Raw genomic sequence first — 22,267 nt, forward strand, 5'->3', positions numbered from 1 at the left:
TCACTTTCTGGACGATGGGGGTAGAACGGAAAACCTCGATTTGGGTATCGAGGGGGTTATCCAAGTTGGTTAACGCTTTTAGCTCTCGGTCAGCACCTTCCAGACCAACCAAGGACGATGTTTGGTTAGATGCTTCGAATAAAAGTTTTGATTCGGCTTCATACTTAGGTTCCTGAGTCAGACCAAGAGCAACGGCACCGGTTGCCGTTAGGCCAAAAACCGTCAACACAATTAGCCAGCGACGCTGAATAACTAGCCAATACTTGTGTAAATCTATTTCAATCTCTTGAACAGAGTTATCTTTAGATGCCATTGAGCCTCACTGGGAAAAGGAACGAACTACGACGGAGAGGGTAACGGATTCAATACTCAGAGGTTAAAATCTAAATATCAATCTATATAAAGTTTTCAACAAGCTACTTCATTGAAGGATGAGGGAACGGACTAGGACTCGACAAAACAATCATGACCAGTAGAACTATTATCAGTAGAACCACCTAGCACAGGTGACTATAGAGACACCTAGGAATGATGTATCAGCCCCTTCTAACAGAGGTGTACCCATTCTTTCAAGCAGGGTAATGAATTACAGTGATCATTGGGCCTAGGCATGAGAACTTCATAACATGGTTCAATTTTCTAAAACCCTGATAAAGAATGGGAGCAAATCATAGTGAAATGAAACTAGCGAATGCACCTAGTCAATTCACCTCAACCTGAACCTAGTATTTCTATGTAGGTAATGAAAATCAGAACATTCTGAAGACAATAAACTAAGTCAATCAGAATTTTTCAGGTTATCCACCGAGGAGTTGGTAGGTAATGCCTAAACTAACAACAATAATTACAATATTTATACTGAGTAAAAGAAAAGCTTTGGTAACAAGCATCCTAAATGATACTTACACTGAGGTTAAAGTTTCCGTAAAGCCACTGAGATGGCTCTTGGCAGAGCAAGGGGGTCACAAATTCATAGATGAATTACCTAGGTGCCATAGGCAAGATAGTTGACTGATAAATTAACTTTTAATTACTTAGGATCCCACATTCCGCCATTAAATTGGCACATCCGATAATTAATGACGAAGCCAATGGATTACAGTCTCTAAAGAGGCATAGATTCTCAATAGCTAGGCACTATTGAGAATAATCTAAAAATAGTTCAAGAGAACTATTAAGGCATTCAAAGTCTCTATGTAAAAGTCTTTCAGATTTAATGCCTGATTGTGACAGTTGGGAGTGCGGAATGTTGGTTAGGATGTAATTTGACTAGGGTTGGCATGCACTTAAATTTGAACAAAATTTAAATCAAGCGATGATCCTCGTAGTTCATGAATTTAATAAAAGCTATTGAAGTTCCTTATCTAAATTTTTCCCATTTTTTGCATCACTTTCGCCTTAACCACAGATTGTCTTAACTTCAGGACATTTTGATTAATTCAATTTTATTAAAAAAGACTCATTTTACTGAGAATAGTGAACGAAGTTCCAATGGCTTCAGATATTGCTTTTGAGGGCAAGGCAATTAATAGAGGTGTCCTTTTGATGGCCCCATTAACTAGATTTACGGTATCGCTGATTTTCAGGATGATTTAAGTAGAGAGGAGCTGACGAGCCGTATTGATGACTATCGAATTCATCCGCTAAATCAGCAACGGTAGATTTACTGCTTTGGTTTTACTCACTTTTATCTGGGCTATTTTCGTCCTGCAGCACTCCCTCGGAGTCATCGCTACCTCCAAAGGTGCCATTCTCTTCGTCCTGCAGCACTTCCTCAGAGTCATCGCCCCCTTCGACGGTGCCATTTTCTTCGGAATTTGCAAGGAGCCACTCTTCTTCTGGACGCTTCAAACCATCTTCTAGTCTTTTAGGCATCAGGTAAACATCCACGGAGTCAGCGGTTGCCACATCTTGAGCCGTCATCACATAGAGGGATGTATCACTAAAGTCTTCATCGCCTACGGTTAGGGTGTAGCTTTCCTCATCCACCGTTAGCTCAATCGTAGCGGTAGGCTGATCCAAACCATAGGTTTCTAGCTGGCTGGGGTTAACAACGATAGTCTCTTGGATGAGATCACTGGTGATGATATTGAGTAAAAAGGCAATTGAAGAGGGATCTGCTGGGGCGGCATCAGGCTCAGTCATCTGCCATGTATCATCGGTTTTGGCAAAGGCTAAGCGTTCATCTTCTAGCTCAATGGAAAAAGAACTGACATCGGTTTCCGTAAAATCGTATAGGGTTTCACCATCGGCTGATGGAGTGCCTTTTCTGGTTTCAATAATCGCGACTGTGGCGGCTAATGCGATCGCAACTGCCAACAAGATACCCGTACTGCGCTGTAGTTTCATAGTGTTTATAGACTCCTTAGCGACGACGGAACCAGGTAATACCGGCTCCCACGAGCCCTACCAATGGAAATACAACCAGGGCTAAAACGATCACCAGAATCTGTCGGGATACGGTCATGGTGATGCGGCGGTTGGTAATCTCCTTAGGGCGAATCGATAACGTAGTATCGTCTAAATTACTGAGCCAAGTAACACTGTTGAGAAACACATCTCCATTGATCTGTTGATCGAATAGTCCGTCAGTCGCAAAGGTAGCGTTCCCAATCAGCACAAGGCGAGCTTCTTTTCTCAGTTCATCTGCGGATTCGGGTAGGGACGATTGCTCAGCAGGCTCTTCTTCACTTGAATCTATCCCAGCGCCTTCCGTCTCAGATACCTCACTCTCGGGTGGGTCTGTTTCTAATTCAGGAGCATTATCTTGAGTCTCCTCAATAATCTCTTCCGAGGCCTCTTCTTCTGTCGATAGTTCGTCTTCTTCAGAGGTGGTTTCGGCCGATTCCTCCTGGGGTGATCCCTCGACCTCTTTAGTTAAAACAACACCAATATTAAACGGCCCCTCTGGCGACTGCTGGGTGTCAACATTCAGCTCTCCTGTTTCAGAAAGAGGTTCGGCATAGCTTTGGGGGTTACTTAAAAGTAAGGGTGTGGCCTCCACCCCCTCTACTGGCTTTAACTCAATGGGTCGGGCCAGGGGATAAAATGAACGGCCACTGTTAAAGTCTGCGGTGATGGGATGGTCTCCATAGGTGGTCACTAGGGGGGCAGCGGGCCCTAAACCGACAATTTGCCCCGTATTCGAGGCATCGATAATCAGTCGTTCGTCTAGGGTCACCCCCCAGTCCCCTAGTAAATCATCCAGCTCAGGCTCGGTTTGTGGATCCACCATTAATAGAACGCTGCCGCCGTCATTTAGGTAGGTTTTGAGGGCCTCTACTTCTGGGGGAAAAAATGCTTGTTTCGGCCCTGCAATTACCACTGCATCGGCATCATCGGGGACAATGGCCGTTTGAGCCAGGTTGAGGGCTTCAACGGTAAAACCATCTTCCTCCAAGGCGGCGGCGGCCTGGGCATAGCCCGAGGCAGTGCCATCAATGACAAATTCTTCGTGGCCTTGGATAAAGTAAACTACGGCGTTGCGATCGCGACCAATTTGGGACAGCTTATTGGTCAAATCCTGTTCGGTTAACCCTTGTGCCCCCAACGCCTGAACGAATATTTTTTCATCCCCCAACGCTAGGTGGACCTCTCGGCCCTCACCAGTCACATTAAACTCACGGGCCGCCGCCGGGTCTTGGAACGGATTAATGTGCTCGTAGGTGAGATTGTCGTTAAATTTTTGATAGCTTTCTAGCAGCTGCTGGTCATTGGGGTTCAAAGCTGAGTCAAACACCACCACCTTTACCGGTTGAGCTAATTTTGTGACCACGGATCTGGATTCCGGGGCCAGGGTAAACAGGCCCCCCTCAGTCAGGTCAATGCGAGGGGCATATTGCACCCCTAGAAAGTTCACGATACCCAGAATCAGGACCATGGCTAAGGTGGCCAAGACGGCATTGGTGCCAGCCTGGGTAGACCGATTTTGCCAAAAGCTGCGGTAACCAAATCCGCCTAGGACCAGACTTGCCAAGGTCAGCACCAGACCTAGCACCAGCAGCACAATGGGCAGGGTACTCCAAGTTTCAACCAAACCAGCCACTAGACCAGCGGTAGTCAGAGCTAACCCAGGCCATATCAGCCAGCGAAGATATTTGCGAAAGGTAGATAGCGCTTTCATAGAGGGGGACAGAAAGAAAAAGTAACAGAAATAGGTCAGGGAGAAAGAAATTTTGAGCCCTGGGCATTTAATTTTGAGATTTTGTTTTGAGGTCTTAGCCCAGGGCAGTCAGGGGTTAACCAGCAAACTAAGTGCTCGCGATTTAAACCCAAATGTTAGTTTCTCTGAAACCTAAATGCTTCGATGGATTGGGCTGTGAGAAAAATCCCTAGGACAGTGTAGGAGAGAAAGAGGATCAGACCACTGACATCAAACACGCCTTGGGTAAAGTCGTTGTAGTGTTTTAGCAAGGAGAGATGGCCAATGGCGTCACCAACGGGGCCGGGTAAACCGCTGGCCACCCCTTCGACCACAAACAGCACCAACACCAAGGCAAAGGTAAGAATGGCGGCCAGCACACTACTTTCGGTGAGGGACGAAATAAACATCCCCAGGGAGAGTATGCCAGTAGCCATTAGGATCAGCCCGCCATGGCCCAAAAGCAATAGGCGAAAATCGAAGGGGGGGTCTGACGAGCCGACGACAAAGGATTCGAGGACTAACAGCGGCAGCACTATGGTGATAAAGAAGGTCACCACCCCCAGCAATTTGCCCAGGGCAACAGCCCAATTGGTAATGGGTGAGGTAGCCAAAAGTTCTAGGGTGCCTTGTTTGCGCTCCTCGGTGTATAGCCCCATGGAGAGCGCAGGCAGAATAAACATGGCTAGGGAGCCCAAAAGACCTAGATAAAACTGGGTGAACTCGTAGGGTAGATCCAAGGGGGCGCTCTGGAGACCAGCCTGGTCGGCAAAGGCTGACTGGGTCAACAGACCCTGGGGGCCAAACACCAGAATGACCAAGAGAAACCCGGCGAGGAGCCAAAAAATAGTGGCAATGCCATAGGCCATGGGGGAGGCAAAGTAGCTTTGTAGTTCCCGCCGGTAGATGGCAATAATGTTGCTGATAACGGTAATGAGGCTATTCATCGCTGTCCGCTGAAAGTTCTGTGGAGGGGGCGTCGGTGGAGTCAGGGCCTGATGCTTCGGATGTGGGCACATCAGAGGCGGTGGCATCAGATGGAGCTGGAGGTGAGGGAGCCGTATCGGATGGCGTATCTGTCCCAGAATCTATTTCAGAATCTGGGGTGACTAGGGTCGGTTCTTCAGTGGTGAGGTTAATGAACACGTCTTCCAAGCTGACGCGGTTACGGGAGAGTTCGTACAGACCAAGATCGGCATTGATGATGGCGTTTGCGATCGCACTCCCCGGATCCTCCCCGGTGGCCGCCAACACCTGAAACCGGTGGTGGCCCTCATCTAAGCCTTCCCTGGCCAAGGATTTGACCGATTCCACCTGGTTTAGCTCCTGGAGCACCGCCCGGGCACGTTCCGGGTCCCCCGCCACCTCAATGGCATAGCCCAGCTGTCCGGCTAGGCGGGCGGTCAAGTTTTCCGGGGTATCGGTGGCGACGATGCGCCCCTGATTAATGATAGTGATGCGATCGCAAGTCATGCTCACCTCAGGCAAAATATGAGTCGAGAGAATGATGGTATGTTCCCCCGCCAGACTCTTAATCAGGTTGCGCACATCAATAATTTGCTTCGGGTCCAGACCGACCGTCGGTTCATCCAAAATAATCACCGGCGGGTCATGGACAATGGCCTGGGCAATACCCACCCGCTGCCGAAAACCCTTAGAAAGCTTACGGATCAACACCCGTTTCTTATCATTCAGGTTACAACGTGCCATGGCCGACGCCACCCGCGCCGCCCGATCGCCAATGGGCAGTCCCTTGATCCGCGCCACAAAATAAAGAAACGCCTCCACCGTCATGTCTGGATATAGGGGGGGTGTTTCCGGCAAATAGCCAATGTTCTGCCGGACCGCCATCGAATTGCTGTGGACCTCGTGGTCAGCAATTCGCGCCGTACCGCTAGTGGCGGGCAAATATCCAGCCAAGATCCTCATAGTCGTAGTTTTTCCGGCCCCATTCGGCCCTAAAAAACCTAAAATTTCCCCTGGATCGACCTTGAAGGACACGTCGCTGATGGCCACGGTCGGACCATACGCTTTGCTTAGCTGCTCTACCTCAATCATGGTTTAACCCAATAGAATCAATATTCAGCCCAATATCCATAGACCGACTATTAAAACCGACTCCTAAAACAACGATGACTAATCTCGCCTGACCATTCTGCCACTGATTTTCACAACGGTTGCGATGAAATTGTGCAACCCTATACAGAGAGAAGGTACTAGACCCACCATGACTGCGAGTAACCAAGGCCCCGAGCATTCCCTTACATTTCTTTACTACTTTGGCACCACCACGTTGATCACCATGGGACTGGCCAGTGCGGTACTCAAGCTCAGTCCCGCGAGTCCCATACCCAATCAACTGGGTCTGATTATGGGCTTGGTAGGTGGTGGTTTGGGCCTGTACTTTAATCGCTCCATCACCCTCAAACAACCGATTAAAGGCCATAAGGTTTTTCTGAACCAAATCAGTCAGCCCCTGGCCGAACTGGGATATAGCCAGGTCGATGATGACAGTCTCTCAACCGATATCGTCATGTACTCCCGCAGCAAATTACGGGGGCTACTGTCGGGCAAAATCTATATTCGCCTAGAACCTAAAACGGCCTACATCACCAGCCGCGCTGTCCACATCCGAGGGCTAAAGCAGAAGCTTCAGTAGGCTACTGCAAGAATCGAGCATGGCCCCTGAACGTTCGCATTTTCTCATTTAAGAGTTCACCTGTCTTAAGGTGTGACCTCTGTTATATCCATCACCAAGCCGGTCCATGTCCAAACCAAAGAAGCAAAAATTCCCCCACCTGGTGGGGTCCAAATGGACCGCCCAGCAACGCACCATGGGTTGGCGACATTTTCAAGTTACAAACCGTAAAAATGAAGGCAAACTCGTCTTTGCTGAACTGGTTGCCTCCTGTGATCCAGCCATTCGATTTTGGATCAATGCCAATGTCTTAAAGAACCGTCAGCTCTGGAAAGCAGGATGGCAAACCCGAGATCAAATACCTAACATTCAAACCAAAATTGATGGCATATCTTAACCATCTGCTTTAAGAAATAGCGTTAAGATGGGCTTAAGGTAATAATGTTTACAGAAACCTCACTCGGTTTGTTCAGCTGCCATAGATGGCTGTCCTGGGTAGCATTATTTAACGATTCTGTCTAAGTTAGTAATCGTTTACACCTCCTTACGTTGCTTCACAAATTTCCTACAATTGATACTGGCTTAAGTACAATTGATGTACAGCTCCAATGCTTCCGAATCTGAACTAATGAAGGCAGTTTTACAGCCTTTACTGAACGATTTCAAACATTGGTTTGGTCGCTCGATAAATTTGCTTGAATCCGAAGCTATCAATTTTTTGAGTGAGCGTGAGCAAGAGGAATTACTCAGTCGGGTGCGCCAGGCTCAACAGCTTGTTATTGCATCCCAGTCCCTATCCCAGGCTACTGGTAACCAAGCAGGTGTCGATATGTCTGTAGTCATGTCATGGCATCAATTGGTTCACGAATGTTGGAATGTGGGTATCCGCTTTCGACAGCAGAAAGCCCAAGCAGCCCAAGACAACCTAAACCAGGATAATTAGCGCCACCGCTTCTGAACCTATGCTGCATTTACTCTACATTTTCGCTTTCACCATTCTGGCCTCATTGGCCATCGCCAATCTGGTGCGTAACCTCATTAGTTTGGGTATTGAGACCCGACGAGGTAGCGGCAGTGCAATGTCGTCCATGCCCCAGCAGGCCCGTCGGGTGGCCCATCCTGAACTGCTAGACAGCAATGGGAACCTCTTGGATGAACCCCTACTGGTCATGCGTTCCATTTCCATTAAGGACGCTCGCGAGCAGCTAGATGCCATTTATGAATCTTCAGGGGGTGGCAGCACCCTGGACGACAAGAAAGACGACTAACGTCTCCTTGCCTTTGAGCTCGAATGGGTCGGCATACCGGCTGGAAAATATACGTTGGAAAAATAGATGGTGCAGTGGGTAAGTGGCTGTACCATCTATTTTTTATTGGGGTTAATAAATTCGGGTTGGATATGCCTAGGCTGGTGGGTGCCAGTGCAGTCCATCCTTACTTCGGTAAGGGCCTTACTGAAGTAAAACCCTTACCGAAGTAAATCTTTAGTGGCCATGTCGTTGAACAGGTTCTTGGCCTCTGTTTGAATAGAGTCATACTGCTCCAGTACCGGGGCCACTTCTGCCGTTTCACGCTCTACGTAGTCGTAAAACTGGACAAATATCCGTTCCACTTCTTCGTAGATTAGACTCAGCTTTTGGTTAAGGCGGTCGGCGACATCGGCTTTAAACCGATCCTTTTCGCCGTCGAGGGCCCGTTCAAACTTGGTAATAATCCGTTGGCGCTGCCAGGCAATGCCAATGGCGAGGAAAATGACACCAATGCCCGCAAAGGCAATGCCAATGGCGTTCATAATGGCCTCAGCCACGGCAAACTCAACGATGTGCAAAATGGTACCGGCCACGGCCACAAAGGCACCACCAACGATTTCTGCCGCCATGTTTTCGGCTTCGGAGCCTAGGGTACGGGCCAAGCCGTCATCGGTGAGGAGGTTATTGACCTTAGCTTTGACGCTTTCGATTACCTCCTGGCGACGCTCTAAAATTTTGATGGAAATGGCGCTGCTTTGGAGTTCATGGGTCTGGATGGAGTTGAGGTTCACGGTCAATCCATCTAATAGCTGTCGAATGCCGTCGACGAAATGCTGGGCACCCTCATTGGATAGTTCTTCGAGGGAGGTTTTGAATTCCGTTTGGCAGCGATCTTTAAATTGGTTGATCCAGGTTTGTAGGGACACCTCTTTGTTGAAAATGCCGACAAAGGACCGACGCATTACCGTGACGACGGAGAGGCTATCGCGAAACTCCAGCTTAATGCGGCTGGCAATGGTGTCGTAGCGATCGGAAAGGCGACTGACTAGGGTGTTGATTTCGATTTGCGATCGCCCCCGCCCCACCTCAATTTGCTGCTGAATCCGAGCTGCCGTAGCCCGGTCCTGCTGGAGTTGTACTTTGAGGGTGTGAATGTCGTCCGTTAGGGCTTCGATCAGCTTCTGGGTGGTGGTGCCCACGGAGCGCAGCTTAATTTTGTAGCTTTCCCCCGTTGAAACCATGTCACGAATGTACTGCCGCACGGGGGTAAAGCCGCTGTCAATATGAGCGCCTTCAAACTCCAGCTCGGCGGAGGTGGCAAACACCATGGGTGAGACAATCTGCTTTTGGGCAGCATAGTCCCGCACCTGCTGGACATTGGTCTTTAGATTTTCGGGGCGTAGCAGATCGGCCTGTTGCAAAATAAAGACGACTTTTTTACGCCATTCAACGCTGACGTAGTCCAAAAAGTCCCAGGCACTTTTCTGGTAAGGATTTTTGGCAAACAGCACAAAAAACGTCAGGTCGCTATTGGGAATATAGCGCTCTGTAATCACCTGATGCCCTGCCACCAAGGAATTCGTTCCGGGGGTGTCCACAATGGAAATCTCTTGCAAGATGTCGATGGGGCGACCAATTTTGCGTAAATGGGGCTCCATTTGCTGCACCGTTTCCTGGTCAGCGTAGACAATTTGTTGGATCGAATCGGTGCAGGGGGCAATGTCGGTGGCGCACACCTCCGCCCCTAGCAGCGCATTGACAAAGCTGCTTTTTCCTGCCTTGACCTCCCCCACCACCACAAACAAAAAGGGTTCATCGATGCTGCGCCGCAGGCCGTCTGTGGTTTGTGACAGGCCAGGGTTGTTGATATCGCTGGCTAGATCTTGCATCCGCTGGAGCAGCTGAGCCAGGGCAGAGCGATAGGTTTGCAGCTGCGGATCGATAATGGCTGTTGTTGTCGATGTGTCTGCTGCGTTACCCATAAAAATATCTCGCTCCGGCGGATCGCTACTTAAGTGTACAGATATCGAGAGTGTACAGATATCGAGTGTACAGATATCGGTCTGATGATGAGGTATTAATCAGGGCAAGTGGGTCAATTGGCTGATTTTTTAGGCCATCCTAGTCTGAGAATTAGCCTTGGATCAGCTCAGCTGAATTTCAGCCAAAACCTATTTAATAGGTGCTGGACACCATCTCGTGGCATCCCATGGATTTAGAGAATACCTTAGTTATTATTCCAGCTCTGAATGAAGCGGCCACGATTGGCAATGTGGTTAAGGCGTTGCTTGTTCAGGGTTTAACCCACATTCGCGTGGTGGATAACGGCAGTCAGGATGAGACGGCTGAGATTGCCACCCAGGCAGGAGCTGAGGTAATTTTAGAGCCCCAAAAAGGCTACGGACAGGCTTGCTGGCGAGGGTTGCAATCGGTACCCAAGGAGATTGAGTGGATTTTATTTTGTGATGCGGACGGCAGTGATGATCTGAGTCAGTTGCCAGATTTTTTTGCGCAGCGGCAGCAGCATGATCTAATTTTGGGCAATCGTCGAGGGACGGACCAGGGACGTCAGCAACTGAGTCCGGTGCAGAATTTTGGTAATTGGCTATCGGGGACTTTGATTGCCTGGGGCTGGGGGTATCGCTTTCATGATCTGGGGCCCTTAAGACTGGTGCGAAAGACGGCGTTGGATGAGATTGACATGTGCGATCGCAACTTTGGCTGGACCGTCGAAATGCAGGCCCGGGCAGTAGAATGCGGCCTGCGCATCCGTGAATTACCAGTCAACTATTTACCCCGTCAAGGCGGCCAGTCCAAGATTTCAGGTACTGTCTCCGGCAGCTTCAAAGCCGGAATCATCATTCTGTCTACCCTGGCTCGTCTGTATTGGCAAACACTATGGCGGGGGGCTGAGTATGATGTTTCAACCCGATCGTGGGAAAAAATAGCCAATGGCCCTAGGTCTCAACCAATTTTGCTATTTCTCAGTGCGATGTTGCTGGTGGCAGGCAGTGTCTATGTGCTGCCCAATGGAGACTTTCGCGCCACAACATCGATCATCCACTTTTGGATTGGTAGCACCATTATGGGGGTGGGCTTTATCTTGGCCTGGGCAATCAAGAGTTTGCCAGGTATCTGGTTTTGGGCGGTGGCCATAGCCACTCGGGGACTGCTACTGGCCATGTATCCAGGGGACGATATTTGGCGCTACCTATGGGAAGGGTATATCCAACTGCAGGGATTTAGCCCCTATGATTTTGCACCGACGGCCGATATCCTTGAGCCCCTACGCACGGAGTGGTGGGGCCAAATCAATAACGCCTTTGCCTCGGCAATATACCCGCCGGTAACCCAGATTGGGTTCCGGTCATTGGCTCAAATTGCCGTATCGGTAACGCTATTCAAAGCAGCCTTTACCATTGCAGATTTGATGGTGTGCTGGCTACTGAGCCGGCGCTTTGGGTATCGAGCGACACTACTCTATGCCTGGAACCCGATGGTAATTTACAGTTTTGCTGGCGGTGGCCATTATGACAGCTGGTTTGTGCTGCCGCTGGTGATGGCCTGGCTATGGTTTGAACGGCCAGGTATACCCGTTACGCGGCCATCGTTAACCTATCTTGGCAGTGCTCTATTGGTCGGCATCAGCATTGCTGTCAAGTGGATATCGCTGCCGGTGCTAGCTTTTCTAGTCTGGCATGGGCTCCGACGGGGGCGAATTGGCATCGCCCTCATGAGCGGTATGACCGGTTTACTCCCCATCGTACTGACAGCGATTCCCTTCTGTAGTCCCGCCTCCTGCCCGTTGGTGCGATTTGGCTCCTCGTTTGTAAAGAATGGCCGTAGCGCTGAGCTGATTCCCCACTTAGTAGCGCAACTATGGGAGCCATCACGCTCAGCTAACTGGCTTTATGCTTTTCCCCTGGCACTGGTAGTACTGTGGCTTCTTGTGCGAACAAGCAGTTTTGACACATTTACCGAGTGGTACCTGATTGGGCTGATGGTAATTTCGCCGATTGTCCATTTTTGGTACTTCAGCTGGCTTATGCCCTTTCTAGTGGTCAGTCGCAATTTGGGTAGTCGCCTGGTTAGCCTGTCGGCATATGTGTACTTTATTTTGCAATACCAGTTGTCCATAGGAGACTATAGCTGGCATCTACCAGAAACCTTACGCCACTGTCTATGGTGGCCGTTCGTGTTGGGGGTGCTGTGGAGCAGCGCCCAGGCAACCTGGCCAGGTCTGGCAATCCCCACAAAATTGAACAGAACTTAAGCTGATTCTCAGGCTTTGTTCAGTTGCCAATGGGAAATTGCGAGGGAATCAAACGCCAATCATTGTGATTGATGGCCCTTAGTCCTCACCCATAAATAATCGTGCAACCCATTATGAAACGCCACTATTTTTCTGCTTTTTTCCTGGCCTGTTCCATTGGCTTGGTCGGTTGTTCCACTGGAACTGTCACGCCCCAACCAGCTCCCCCTGCCAGCGAGGCCGCGTTATCTGAGCCCCCAGACAAGGTGGTAAATTACGCCATCTATGATGATGTTCTGAAAACCTATGTCGATGCATCCGGCTTGGTGGACTACAGTGGCCTACAGGCCTCTCGCCAGATGCTGGATACCTTTAACAACGGCCTCGCGACGGTGGATGACGCCACCTCTAAAAGCTGGAGTGAGACTGACCAGATTGCCTATTGGGTGAATGCTTACAACTCCCTCACGCTAAAATCCATTGTTGACCAGACGCCCCTGAAAGCCAGCATCAAAGACATCGTAGGGGTGTGGCGTTTGAATAAGCATAGGATTAACGGCCAGGAAAAGACCCTGGATAATATTGAGCATGATATTTTGCGAGCTAACTTCAACGAGCCTCGGATCCATTCTGCCCTGGTCTGCGCGGCCATTAGCTGCCCTCCCCTACGCAGCGAAGTCTTTACGGGGAAGGACCTGGACGCCCAGCTGGATGATCAAGTCACCCAGTGGCTGGCCAGGCCCGATGGACTGAGGATCGACCAGGAGGCGGGGGAAGTCCAGATATCGATGATTTTCAGCTGGTTTGGCGATGACTGGATCCCCACCTATGGGGTGGAGGATGGCTTTACCGGTAGCAATGCGGAGAAGGCCGTGCTCAATTTCATTAGCAACTATGTCAGTGAGGACGATCGGGCTTATTTGGCAGCCGGAAACTATAGCTTGAGTTATTTTGACTACGACTGGTCTTTGAATAAACAGTGATAATTTAAGACGAATAGATCAAGCAAACAGGTCAAGCAAACGGCAAACTATCTAGTAGAAAATCAAGCAAAAGAATCCAGCGTGGATGCAAGGGCCTGTGTAATGTTGTTTACACGATACCCTGAAGCTGGCAATACTAAAACTCGCTTGATTCCCTCTCTGGGGGCGGCGAAGGCAGCTGAACTGCAGCGATGGATGACAGCGACGATGGCCCGAGAAATGGCGGTCCTGGGTCCGGGCATTGACCGACAGGTGCATTTCTCGGGGGGTGGCCTGTCCCAAATGCAAACGTGGTTAGGAGGGCAGTTTACCTACCGGCCCCAGGTGGCGGGGGGATTGGGACACCGGCTACAGCAGGCATTTAGGGGAAATTTTGAGGCGGGAATGGAGGCGGTGGTGGCCATTGGGGCGGACTGTCCCCAGCTGAGTGCCAACCATTTTGAGCAGGCGTTTCAACAACTCCAGACCCACGATGTGGTACTGGGGCCAGCGGTGGATGGGGGCTATTACCTAATTGGGCTGAGGGGACACCAGGCCCAGCTGTTTGAGGAGATTCCCTGGGGCACTGGGGAAGTGTTTGAGCGGACGGTTGCGATCGCAACCCACCTCGACCTTTCCATCGCCACCCTAGAGAAGCTGAGAGATGTGGATCGGCCTGAGGATCTAGACTGGTTCAATCAAATCCTAATGTGTATTTAAATCCGTGTTTAAGGACCTGGGATAGCCCTAGTTAGCCTTTAATGGCCATGGGGTTACAGCTAAAGTTTCCCCACCTGCTGAGGCACCGAGTACCGAGCCTTACTAGGCACCATCTGGGCGTAAAGATTTTCCAACTGGGTAATATTTTTACTCAGGGTGTACCGATCTAGCACCCGCTGTCGGGCCTTACTGCCCAACAGTGAAATCATCTCGGGATGATTCCGCAGCAGGGGAAAAATTGTCTGGAGTTGTTGAGCTACGCGCTGGGTGTCAATCACAATGCCAGCCCCGTTTTCCAAGACCTCCCCATCTGCCCCAGCATCGGTGGCAATACAGGCGGCACCGCAGGCCATGGCCTCCAACAGGGACAGGGATAGCCCCTCAATCAAAGACGGCAAAATAAAGGCATCGGCCCCTTGCAAAATCTCAATGCGGCGCTGCTCATCGGCCACAAACCCTAGCCAGATCACCGAATCATCCTTCCCATAGGCCGTTTTTAAGGCCATTTCCAAAGGACCACTACCCACAATCAGCAATTTGTTGTCCGGCCCCATGTTGGCCAGTTTCCACCCCTTGAGCATGGACTCCACATTTTTCTCAATGGCTAGTCGCCCTTGATAAACATAGATTTGGCTAGCCCGAAACTCTTGCTTGATGGCGGGCGGGCCTGGGGTATATCGATAGACATCTACTCCGTTAGGAATCACCACCACCCGGTTGGGAGGCACCCCCAGCTTCACCAACAGCTCTTGTTGGATACGAGAGAATACAATCACCCGGTCATAGTTAGCTAAGCGTGGAGCATATAGCTGGTAGGTGAAGTGCTGGGTGCCGGAAGTGAGATTGCGCCGCTTACGGTCAAAGGCCGGATGGAAGGTAGCCACGATGGGAATACCCAACTCGTGACAAATTTCTGGCAGCTTAAAATCTAGGGGAGACAGGGATAAGGAGGCATGCACCAGATCGGGCTTGAGTTCGGCTAGGACCTCAGCCAGACGGCGGGCCGAACTAAAGCTTGGAATGATAAGAATCTGGGACTTGAAAATAAAGGGTAAGGAAACCTCTTCGTAGCCAACGTGATCGTCTGATGAGTCTTCATCCGTCGCAAAATGCAGAAATGTTACCCGGTAACCACGCTCTAGCAGAGCGTTTGTAATCTCTCGACCGTAGGTAACGTTTCCACAAAACGGGGATTTTTTACCAATCCAGGCAATGTGCATCTAAAGGGGGCTATAAATTCGGACGTTTATTTAAAATGGCGCTGTTAGCAGCAGATGATATTCAAAGCAAATATGAACGGCTTCACGATTTAAACCGTTTGGCAAGATGCCCCTGAGGAACCCTTGTTTAATTAAGTAACTACTTAAAGGAACCAACTTAATGTTACTTAAGCAACCGTACAAATGCTTTATATGACTTTATCAGCATTTTACGAATTACATTTCACCAGTTATATTCAGCTCTAAGAACCGGACGGCGTTTCAGCCGACACCGTAAACACAGTTTGGGTGAGTAGACCGCCTAGGATGACGATGGCCGCTAGGCTCAACAATACCGAGCGCAACCCCACGAGCGCTTCGGCCACCCCCGCAAAGGCTAGGGGCAAGCTCAAAGCAATATTCACCAGATTATTTTGTAGGCCAAAGACCTTGCCACGCATTTCTTCGGGGGTGTGTTCTTGCACCGTGGTTTGCATGGGAATTCCAACGCTGGCCGCAAACACCCCCAGCATGGCCATGAGGGCTAGGGTGGGCCACAGGCTATGGATGGTCAAGGACAGCCCTCCTAGGGCGACCCCCATGCCCAATAGTCCCACTAGGCTCAGGTGCCTGCGAGCAAAGCGATGGCCCAACTGACCGATTAAGGTAGCCCCTACCCCCATACCCACACCGCCCGCCGCGAGGAGTACGCCAAATTGGGAGGACTTGAGGGCGGGGATGACCTCCGCTATGCGCACCGCTAAAACCGCCAGAGCTGCAAAGACCGAAAACAGCAGCACCAGCTGAATGATGGCATTACGAATGGGAGGGCGCTGCTGAATATAGCGCAGACCGTCTTTGATATCGGACCACAGGTGGCTATCTTGGGTGAGGTTTTTGGCAGACTCCCCCGTGCCCATGGTGGTCAGGATCATCCCCGCCAGACCATAGCCTAGGCCCACCAGGAGATCTTTGCCAAGGCCGGTGCCGCCATCGAAGGGGACGAGGAGTTGATCTGCGATCGCAAGCAGCGGTTCCCCCACCGCAAAGCCAATAATCACCGACGCCATCATGGTGGTGGTATAGAGGGAGTTCGCCGACAGCAGATGACGGTCTTCCACAATTAACGGAATCACTGATTGCTCCGCCGGGGCAAAAAACTGGGTCAGGGTGGAGACGAGAAACGTAATCACCAACAGCAGACAAAAGCTCAGGGGAATCCCCGCCACAGAGCCCAGGTCCTGGGTGAGCCACAGCCCCAACGGCAGGAGCAGCACCAAAGCCCCCCGCAACACATTAGTCAGCACCAGCACCGGCTGCTTCAGCCAACGGCCCACATACACCCCAGCCAAGGAACCAAAGAGCACCGCCGGAATCGTAAACGCAATCATCACCGCCGACACCCAGCCACTAATGGTTTGGCCTGGCGTGTCATATTGACTAGCGATGATGGCAATCATCAACACCAAATAGACCTTATCCGCCAGCTGGGAAAAAACCTGTCCACCCCATAGGATCAAAAAATTACGGTTTTGCAACACCGGCCAAAAACCAGTGATCGGCCCAGAGATTTGCCCCCCTAAGCCGTTAACCTCGGCATTGTCCACAGTCCCTGGGGACGCACTCCCCGGCTCTGAAGGCGCGTCAGGCTCAGAAGGCTCCACCGCAGACCGCCCAGGTTTATCGGTAACCAAATTAGTACCTAAACCGGCATCTGACCGATGGTCAGACCCGGAAGACGATTTAGATGTACTGGAGTCAGACTCACGAAGCATAGGCAGATGAATCAAAGCAGCTATCGATTAGGGCAGCCGATCGAATCGGTCGATCGAAGTGAAACTGGGCATAGTTTCGCAGCAGACGTTCCACCCGACGCCACAGACCATGGGAGGCGACACTCTCCCCTGCCATAGATGGTAAAGAACTAGCCTGGGTAAACACAAGCTCTGCTTTCCCTAATTGTTGTAACAGGGCTAGTTCCGGAGCACCGATGGTGGTGGTTAGGGAGCCATAAATTCGCTTGCGACGGCCGGCTTCATAGTCGGCGGGGCCAGCATTATTTTCCAGCTGTTCCAGCTGTTCTAGGGTGATCACGCCACCGGCCTGGATGCTAAACCCCACCCGCCAAGGATGATCCTTATCACCCCCCAGCTGGGGATTAATCGGTGTCCGGCTAAGACAACAGTAACGCAGTTCTGGAGCCACCCCCGCTAAAGCCAAAATATGAAACGTGCCATGGGCTAAACAGGCCAGTACCGTGCTAGGAGGCGCATTTTCCAGACGTTCTAAATGGGCGATTAGCAACTCAAATAGCTCCGCCTGAGGTTGCTCACTGGCCTCGCACAGCACCAACTCAGCTAAATACTGCCCCGCCGTCAGCCGGGCTAAGTCCCGACTCAACCCTGGAAAAGATTGCTGAGTATCGGCCTGAATCATTTTGTCCAGGGATTTCCCCTTGGACAGCATTAACTCGTTGACCACAAACAGACCGCTGCGCCCCCCCAGGCGAGATTTGTGTTTACGAGCACCGGGGGCAATGGCTCGCAGCAGACCGTATTCTTTAGTCAGAATCGTTATCAACCGATCGTTTTCCCCCATGGGGGAAGCTTTTAGGTTGATGCCAGTGGCTTTGTAGGTGCGGGACATAGGGGATCCACTCAAAACGCCAACCTAAACAATTAAAACTTCTGTTTGTCGTAGCTTACGTTAATTTGGCTGGTGCCTTCGTATAGCCAATTCATCTTTTTAGGATCTAACCCCAGGTGATACATCACCTTGAGTAGTTGGTTGAGGGCCGCGTGTTTGTAAATGCCCCGTTCTTTGAAGCGGCGAGCGGAGGTAACGATGGTGCCCTCAGCCAAATGGGGCGGGCCAAACTGACTGAGGGCAAGGCTAAGGGCCGTATCTTCAAAAATATCCATGTCGGGCACGCCGCCGATGGTCATTAAGGCGTCTCGGCGGGCAAAAATGCAGTGGTCTAGGTACAGAATCTGACTCAGGCGCGGTCGCTGGGTGGTGGAATACCAGGAGGTGAACCGCAGCAGCCAATGGTCCAGGTCGAAGCTGTGGCGAAATCCTCCCCAGATAGCGGTTTCATTGGCCATCACCTGACGGACTTGGGCCAGGGCGTCAGGGGGGAGCAGGGTGGCCGGATGATGCAGCAGAACGACATCCCCCTGGCTGGCTTCAATGCCGATGGTCAGCCGCTGGGCCCGATTGGTGGCATCGGTGTCAATCAATTTAAAGTCGGATGCGGCGGGATGCTGGGTAATGACATCGTAGGTACCGTCCGTGCTAGGGCTCATGACGATGATTAACTGTTTGTCCCCCGGCTGTAGAACTAAATTATCCAAAATACCTGGCAGATAGCCGTGGCGAATTTCATTGAGGCAAGGCAGAACAACTGAAATCATAGTCACCAATCATAGGCACCGATGACACGTCACCGATGACAAGTCACCGCCCACAATAATACAAAGTCTATTAAGAGTAGCGGCGGGTCTCCCTAGCTGCGCTAGCGTTCAGAATAGGATGCTAAAACCGTCTCTGCAGTTTTTTAATGTAATTTCTGAGCCCCTATGACCGTCGCCCCTCCCCAAAAGACCGCACCCACTGTGCATGTTTTTGCTGATAAGACTGCCCTGGTGGCCGCAGCGGCTGACCAGGTGATTGAACTGATGCGGGATGCGATCGCATCCCGTGGTCGCTGCAGCCTAGCCCTCTCCGGGGGCAGCACCCCCAAACCCATCTACCAAGCCATCGCCCAGGCCGATCTCCCCTGGGACAAAATCTATGTGTACTGGGGCGATGAGCGCTATGTCCCAGCCACCCATGCCGACAGCAATGCCAAAATGACCTATGAAGCCTGGCTCAGCCATGTCGCCATCCCGGCTGACAATATTTTCCCGGTCCCCACCGACACAGATTCCCCCCAAACCACTGCTGACCAATATCAGCAGACCTTAGCCAGCAGCTTTGGCACCACCCTCCCCGACACCCCACAGTTTGACATCATCCTGCTAGGCATGGGTGACGATGGCCATACCGCCTCGCTATTTCCCCATACGGCGGCCCTCAATGAAACCGAGCGCTGGATCACCGTGGGCCAAAAAGACGAGCAGCCCAGAATCACCTTTACCGCCCGGCTGATCAACCAAGCCCGGCAAGTAATGTTTTTAGTGGCCGGAGCCAGCAAGCAAGCAGCCCTATCCCAGGTATTTGCCGCTGACGCCGACAGTGCCACCTATCCATCCCGCCTGATTGCCCCAAAGGGCGAATTACGGTGGTTACTCGATGCGGATGCTAGCCACGGATTACCCACCACCGTCGAACGTACGGTCCATCAGTTAACTCCCTGAGGAATCCCCATGGAAAACTCCCCAGTTGTGCGATTACAGGGAAGATACCCCCAAATCCCACGGGCAATCCCCTAATGCCCTTACATAGCTGGGGGGGCAGCCCCTTTGTTTCCTCAAACCCTTAGACATGCCAGGATACGGAACAAAGTCAAAGATTACCTATACTTCTACCAACCGATCGACAGAAAACCTCCGAAACCGTGTAGTTTATACATGAGCTAGCGTAAACCTGACCGCTATGATTATTTGCCCAAACTGCAACTATCAGAACCCAGAAGCAGCTTCGCAATGCGAAGCCTGCTATACCCCCCTGCCCTCCCTCATAATCTGCGCCAACTGTGGAGCCAAGGTGCAGGCAGATGCGAGCTTTTGTGGTCAGTGTGGACATAGCCTAGCCAATCAATCCGCTTCAGCAGTGGCTCCGGCAACGCCATCGGCCCCTCGGGTGGCCCCGTCGACAGCAGCCCCTCCGACGGCCCCACTGCCCTTTGAGCCCATGATGGCCCCTACAAGCCCGATGCCCCCAGCAGCCTCCACACCGCTTTACAGTGGCTCATTAGACCTGGTGGAACCCGAACCGCTGGTGCCCCCAGAGCCCCTGCCCATTAGCTCGCCACCGATTAGCTCGCCGCCGCCACCTTTACCGGCCGATCCCAGCCCGGCAACCCTGCAATCGGCGGTTGATATCTATAGCTCACCTCCCATTACCACCCAGCCCACCGTCGCTGAAGTCAATGCATTTGAAGTGGGTGCCCCTGAGGGGAACATCCCTGAAGGGAACGCCCCCAACCTGACCGTTCCTCAAACCCAAATCCAGAGCTTCACCGCCAAGTTGCTCCATGTGCAAACAAACTCCACCATCGAGTTACCCGTTGAGCTCAATCTGTTACATATTGGTAAGCCCAACGACCGCATTCCACCTGATATAGACGTATCTGGTTTTCCAGAATCAGAAATTGTGTCTCGCGTTCATGCAAATATCCGTATTGAGGGCGATGTCCACTATATTGAGGATGTCGGAAGTTCCAATGGTACGTACATTAATAACTTGCCACTCGCTGCAGGAAACCGCCATCGCTTGCGCCCTGGAGACCGCATCGCCCTTGGAAAAGGTGATAAGGTAAGCTTTATTTTTCAACTTGCATAGGGGTCAAAGGATACCTCCCTTGACCATTTGATTGTCACTTCTGCGCTGCCATCCCTGTAAGATTGCCCTTCGATGTACTAACGTGATTACCCTATCGCTACTCCACCCGCAGAATAAAAAGCCTATCCAGTATTGGACTTTTGAGGAAAAACAAGACATCATTCGGATTGGCCGTTCTACGGACAATGATGTGGTTCTTTACAGTGCCGTTGTTTCTCGACATCACCTGGAAATTCATAAAGGGGTAGAGGGTTGGGCCATTCAGAGTCTGGGTACCAACGGCACCTATTTAGATGGCAAGCGGATCAAAAATGTTACAGCTGAAGATGGCCTGGTGGTTCGGTTAGCGCGGTCTGGTCCCAACCTAAAAATCACCATCGAGCAGCCCGAGAAATCCTCTGCGGCTTCGATCAAAGAGCTATTGGCTCGGCGCAAACAGCCTCAGGTTGGCCACTCCTTGCCTGAGCAATCCGTTGGCACTGACTTAGACGTGATCAAAACAGATATTCGGGATACCACATCTCACAAAACCAATCCCGACCCAATGGATAACGGCAACGGGCTTGCTTAGATGGCCAGAGGTGATCAGATCTATGTGATGCGGGATGTGATGGGGGTGCCTTACCAGCACCATGGGATTGACTGTGGGGATGGCAGTGTTATTCACTATCGCAAGGTGGGTACGGCCACCATTGCCCGTACCAGTGCTGCAGCTTTTGCTCGCGGCAATCCGCTATACACCCTGCCCCAGTCGGTATCGTTTATCCCCGATGTGGTGCTCAACCGGGCTGAAAGTCGCCTGGGGGAACAGCGCTACAACTTATTTTTTAATAACTGCGAGCATTTTGCCAACTGGTGTAAAACGGGTAATAACGTGAGCCTTCAGCTCGATAATTTTGGGCTGCAGTTAGAACAGATCAAGTTGCCCGGTGGATTTACTCGGCAGGCAGCCCAGCAGGAGACACCCCAGGCAATTTTGGAGTTATTTGCTAAGGCGTTGGATAATATTGCGATCGCAACCAGCACCCTCCTCCCCGACTACCAACAGGCCCGGGCCGATGGCGAAAAGTGGAAACAAGTTGCCCAGGCTGCCCTGGGTCGAGGCCGTGAAGACTTAGCCCGAGCGGCGCTCCACAAACGTCACGCTGCCCAGAAAAAAGCCGAGGCCATCCAAGCCCAGCTGCAAGACCTTTCAGACCTACAAATCTCCATCCAAACGGACCAAACCCTGGCCCTAAAACGGTTAGCTGAAGACAGCCCCCTCTCTATTAGTCTTTCTTCACAGAAAATATAAGATCAGAATAGATCATCCCGTAGGAATGGTAACCTCTGCCCACCCAGGTCTCGCACGATATGCCAATCTGCTGAGGCCTTCTGCAGATTGCACCGCCCATCTTGCATTTGTTAGGTTTTTGCTAGGTTAATTAAAACAATGGATATCTCTGAAAGTATTGAATTGCAAGAGCTAACCTAACTCGCAAATGGCCTAATGCACCAGAACATTTGCTACAGCAGCTGTTATCTCTAACTTTTAGCAAGCACCTATGGTGCGAACTATGGTGCAGGGCTATAACCAGAAATATGAACCAGAAGTCAGCAT

21 protein-coding genes are annotated in these 22,267 nt (G+C 51.1%); 11 read left to right on the plus strand and 10 right to left on the minus strand.

Features of this window, described 5'->3' with window-relative positions:
• The 5 genes from VB741_RS03670 to VB741_RS03690 form a co-directional block, all read right to left on the minus strand.
• On the minus strand, positions 1 to 313 hold a 313-nt coding region (locus tag VB741_RS03670; protein ID WP_323363790.1), incomplete at its 3' end, for a Wzz/FepE/Etk N-terminal domain-containing protein.
• A 1,364-nt stretch (positions 314 to 1,677) separates the two neighbouring features.
• Positions 1,678 to 2,349, minus strand: coding sequence for a DUF4340 domain-containing protein (locus tag VB741_RS03675; RefSeq protein ID WP_323363791.1), 672 nt, complete (start codon positions 2,347 to 2,349; stop codon positions 1,678 to 1,680).
• 16 nt (positions 2,350 to 2,365) lie between these two features.
• Positions 2,366 to 4,123, minus strand: a complete 1,758-nt coding sequence (locus tag VB741_RS03680; RefSeq protein WP_323363792.1) for a GldG family protein — start codon at positions 4,121 to 4,123, stop codon at positions 2,366 to 2,368.
• 155 nt (positions 4,124 to 4,278) lie between these two features.
• A complete protein-coding gene (locus VB741_RS03685; RefSeq protein ID WP_323363793.1) occupies positions 4,279 to 5,088 on the minus strand; it encodes an ABC transporter permease in 810 nt (269 codons plus the stop codon).
• Positions 5,081 to 6,199, minus strand: a complete 1,119-nt coding sequence (locus VB741_RS03690; RefSeq protein WP_323363794.1) for an ABC transporter ATP-binding protein — start codon at positions 6,197 to 6,199, stop codon at positions 5,081 to 5,083. Before VB741_RS03690 ends, VB741_RS03685 begins: the two co-directional genes overlap by 8 nt.
• Before the next feature lie 169 nt (positions 6,200 to 6,368).
• Between VB741_RS03690 and VB741_RS03695 the strand changes: the two genes are divergently transcribed.
• The 4 genes from VB741_RS03695 to VB741_RS03710 all read left to right on the plus strand — a co-directional run bounded on the left by VB741_RS03695 (position 6,369) and on the right by VB741_RS03710 (position 8,047).
• Positions 6,369 to 6,800: a hypothetical protein gene (locus VB741_RS03695; RefSeq protein WP_323363795.1), complete on the plus strand. Its 432-nt coding sequence runs from the start codon at positions 6,369 to 6,371 to the stop codon at positions 6,798 to 6,800.
• Between the two features lie 106 nt (positions 6,801 to 6,906).
• The gene (locus tag VB741_RS03700) at positions 6,907 to 7,176 is read left to right on the plus strand and encodes a TIGR02450 family Trp-rich protein (RefSeq protein WP_323363796.1); all 270 of its coding nucleotides are present in this window, start codon (positions 6,907 to 6,909) and stop codon (positions 7,174 to 7,176) included.
• Between the two features lie 198 nt (positions 7,177 to 7,374).
• On the plus strand, positions 7,375 to 7,722 hold the full coding sequence (locus tag VB741_RS03705) for a DUF2605 domain-containing protein (protein ID WP_323363797.1): 348 nt from the start codon (positions 7,375 to 7,377) through the stop codon (positions 7,720 to 7,722).
• Positions 7,723 to 7,741: 19 nt separating this feature from the next.
• Positions 7,742 to 8,047 carry a DUF2973 domain-containing protein gene (locus VB741_RS03710; RefSeq protein ID WP_323363798.1) on the plus strand — a complete coding sequence of 102 codons (306 nt, stop codon included), beginning with the start codon at positions 7,742 to 7,744 and terminating at the stop codon, positions 8,045 to 8,047.
• A gap of 200 nt (positions 8,048 to 8,247) precedes the next feature.
• On the opposite strand, the gene VB741_RS03715 is transcribed toward VB741_RS03710, so the two are convergent.
• Complete coding sequence (locus VB741_RS03715) at positions 8,248 to 10,011, minus strand: dynamin family protein (protein WP_323363799.1); 1,764 nt, start codon at positions 10,009 to 10,011, stop codon at positions 8,248 to 8,250.
• A gap of 227 nt (positions 10,012 to 10,238) precedes the next feature.
• Between VB741_RS03715 and VB741_RS03720 the strand changes: the two genes are divergently transcribed.
• The 3 genes from VB741_RS03720 to VB741_RS03730 all read left to right on the plus strand — a co-directional run bounded on the left by VB741_RS03720 (position 10,239) and on the right by VB741_RS03730 (position 13,963).
• Positions 10,239 to 12,302, plus strand: a complete 2,064-nt coding sequence (locus tag VB741_RS03720) for a glycosyltransferase family 2 protein (RefSeq protein WP_323363800.1) — start codon at positions 10,239 to 10,241, stop codon at positions 12,300 to 12,302.
• Positions 12,303 to 12,415: 113 nt separating this feature from the next.
• Positions 12,416 to 13,264, plus strand: coding sequence for a DUF547 domain-containing protein (locus VB741_RS03725; RefSeq protein ID WP_323363801.1), 849 nt, complete (start codon positions 12,416 to 12,418; stop codon positions 13,262 to 13,264).
• A 102-nt stretch (positions 13,265 to 13,366) separates the two neighbouring features.
• Positions 13,367 to 13,963: a TIGR04282 family arsenosugar biosynthesis glycosyltransferase gene (locus VB741_RS03730; protein ID WP_323363802.1), complete on the plus strand. Its 597-nt coding sequence runs from the start codon at positions 13,367 to 13,369 to the stop codon at positions 13,961 to 13,963.
• A 59-nt stretch (positions 13,964 to 14,022) separates the two neighbouring features.
• Here VB741_RS03730 and VB741_RS03735 read toward each other — a convergent pair whose 3' ends face one another.
• The 4 genes from VB741_RS03735 to VB741_RS03750 form a co-directional block, all read right to left on the minus strand.
• A complete protein-coding gene (locus VB741_RS03735; protein ID WP_323363803.1) occupies positions 14,023 to 15,183 on the minus strand; it encodes a glycosyltransferase family 4 protein in 1,161 nt (386 codons plus the stop codon).
• A gap of 242 nt (positions 15,184 to 15,425) precedes the next feature.
• On the minus strand, positions 15,426 to 16,937 hold the full coding sequence (locus tag VB741_RS03740) for an MFS transporter (protein ID WP_323363804.1): 1,512 nt from the start codon (positions 16,935 to 16,937) through the stop codon (positions 15,426 to 15,428).
• Positions 16,927 to 17,808 (minus strand): DNA repair protein RecO, encoded by an 882-nt coding sequence (recO, locus tag VB741_RS03745; RefSeq protein WP_323363805.1) that lies wholly within the window; start codon positions 17,806 to 17,808, stop codon positions 16,927 to 16,929. The genes VB741_RS03740 and recO overlap by 11 nt, the downstream gene beginning before the upstream one ends.
• 32 nt (positions 17,809 to 17,840) lie before the next feature.
• The gene (locus VB741_RS03750; RefSeq protein ID WP_323363806.1) at positions 17,841 to 18,575 is read right to left on the minus strand and encodes a glycosyltransferase; all 735 of its coding nucleotides are present in this window, start codon (positions 18,573 to 18,575) and stop codon (positions 17,841 to 17,843) included.
• 165 nt (positions 18,576 to 18,740) lie between these two features.
• Here VB741_RS03750 and pgl point away from each other — a divergent pair, with 165 nt between their 5' ends.
• The 4 genes from pgl to VB741_RS03770 all read left to right on the plus strand — a co-directional run bounded on the left by pgl (position 18,741) and on the right by VB741_RS03770 (position 21,961).
• Positions 18,741 to 19,520, plus strand: a complete 780-nt coding sequence (gene pgl, locus VB741_RS03755; RefSeq protein WP_323363807.1) for a 6-phosphogluconolactonase — start codon at positions 18,741 to 18,743, stop codon at positions 19,518 to 19,520.
• 238 nt (positions 19,521 to 19,758) lie between these two features.
• Positions 19,759 to 20,667: an FHA domain-containing protein gene (locus VB741_RS03760; protein WP_323363808.1), complete on the plus strand. Its 909-nt coding sequence runs from the start codon at positions 19,759 to 19,761 to the stop codon at positions 20,665 to 20,667.
• A gap of 82 nt (positions 20,668 to 20,749) precedes the next feature.
• Entirely contained in the window at positions 20,750 to 21,238 is a 489-nt protein-coding gene (locus VB741_RS03765) for an FHA domain-containing protein (protein ID WP_323363809.1), read from the plus strand.
• Positions 21,239 to 21,961 carry a lecithin retinol acyltransferase family protein gene (locus VB741_RS03770; RefSeq protein ID WP_323363810.1) on the plus strand — a complete coding sequence of 241 codons (723 nt, stop codon included), beginning with the start codon at positions 21,239 to 21,241 and terminating at the stop codon, positions 21,959 to 21,961. It abuts the gene before it with no gap.
• The last annotated feature ends 306 nt before the right edge of the window (positions 21,962 to 22,267 follow it).

The sequence above is a fragment of the Leptothoe sp. PORK10 BA2 genome, assembly GCF_034932105.1.
GTDB lineage: Bacteria > Cyanobacteriota > Cyanobacteriia > Phormidesmidales > Phormidesmidaceae > Leptothoe.

Excerpts from the sequence above, each read along its gene's own strand:
- VB741_RS03675 (WP_323363791.1), bottom strand. The coding sequence starts at position 2,349 with ATGAAACTACAGCGCAGTACGGGTATCTTGTTGGCAGTTGCGATCGCA.
- VB741_RS03680 (WP_323363792.1), bottom strand. The coding sequence starts at position 4,123 with ATGAAAGCGCTATCTACCTTTCGCAAATATCTTCGCTGGCTGATATGG.
- VB741_RS03685 (WP_323363793.1), bottom strand. The coding sequence starts at position 5,088 with ATGAATAGCCTCATTACCGTTATCAGCAACATTATTGCCATCTACCGG.
- VB741_RS03690 (WP_323363794.1), bottom strand. The coding sequence starts at position 6,199 with ATGATTGAGGTAGAGCAGCTAAGCAAAGCGTATGGTCCGACCGTGGCC.
- VB741_RS03695 (WP_323363795.1), top strand. The coding sequence starts at position 6,369 with ATGACTGCGAGTAACCAAGGCCCCGAGCATTCCCTTACATTTCTTTAC.
- VB741_RS03700 (WP_323363796.1), top strand. The coding sequence starts at position 6,907 with ATGTCCAAACCAAAGAAGCAAAAATTCCCCCACCTGGTGGGGTCCAAA.
- VB741_RS03705 (WP_323363797.1), top strand. The coding sequence starts at position 7,375 with ATGTACAGCTCCAATGCTTCCGAATCTGAACTAATGAAGGCAGTTTTA.
- VB741_RS03710 (WP_323363798.1), top strand. The coding sequence starts at position 7,742 with ATGCTGCATTTACTCTACATTTTCGCTTTCACCATTCTGGCCTCATTG.
- VB741_RS03715 (WP_323363799.1), bottom strand. The coding sequence starts at position 10,011 with ATGGGTAACGCAGCAGACACATCGACAACAACAGCCATTATCGATCCG.
- VB741_RS03720 (WP_323363800.1), top strand. The coding sequence starts at position 10,239 with ATGGATTTAGAGAATACCTTAGTTATTATTCCAGCTCTGAATGAAGCG.
- VB741_RS03725 (WP_323363801.1), top strand. The coding sequence starts at position 12,416 with ATGAAACGCCACTATTTTTCTGCTTTTTTCCTGGCCTGTTCCATTGGC.
- VB741_RS03730 (WP_323363802.1), top strand. The coding sequence starts at position 13,367 with ATGTTGTTTACACGATACCCTGAAGCTGGCAATACTAAAACTCGCTTG.
- VB741_RS03735 (WP_323363803.1), bottom strand. The coding sequence starts at position 15,183 with ATGCACATTGCCTGGATTGGTAAAAAATCCCCGTTTTGTGGAAACGTT.
- VB741_RS03740 (WP_323363804.1), bottom strand. The coding sequence starts at position 16,937 with ATGCTTCGTGAGTCTGACTCCAGTACATCTAAATCGTCTTCCGGGTCT.
- recO (WP_323363805.1), bottom strand. The coding sequence starts at position 17,808 with ATGTCCCGCACCTACAAAGCCACTGGCATCAACCTAAAAGCTTCCCCC.
- VB741_RS03750 (WP_323363806.1), bottom strand. The coding sequence starts at position 18,575 with ATGATTTCAGTTGTTCTGCCTTGCCTCAATGAAATTCGCCACGGCTAT.
- pgl (WP_323363807.1), top strand. The coding sequence starts at position 18,741 with ATGACCGTCGCCCCTCCCCAAAAGACCGCACCCACTGTGCATGTTTTT.
- VB741_RS03760 (WP_323363808.1), top strand. The coding sequence starts at position 19,759 with ATGATTATTTGCCCAAACTGCAACTATCAGAACCCAGAAGCAGCTTCG.
- VB741_RS03770 (WP_323363810.1), top strand. The coding sequence starts at position 21,239 with ATGGCCAGAGGTGATCAGATCTATGTGATGCGGGATGTGATGGGGGTG.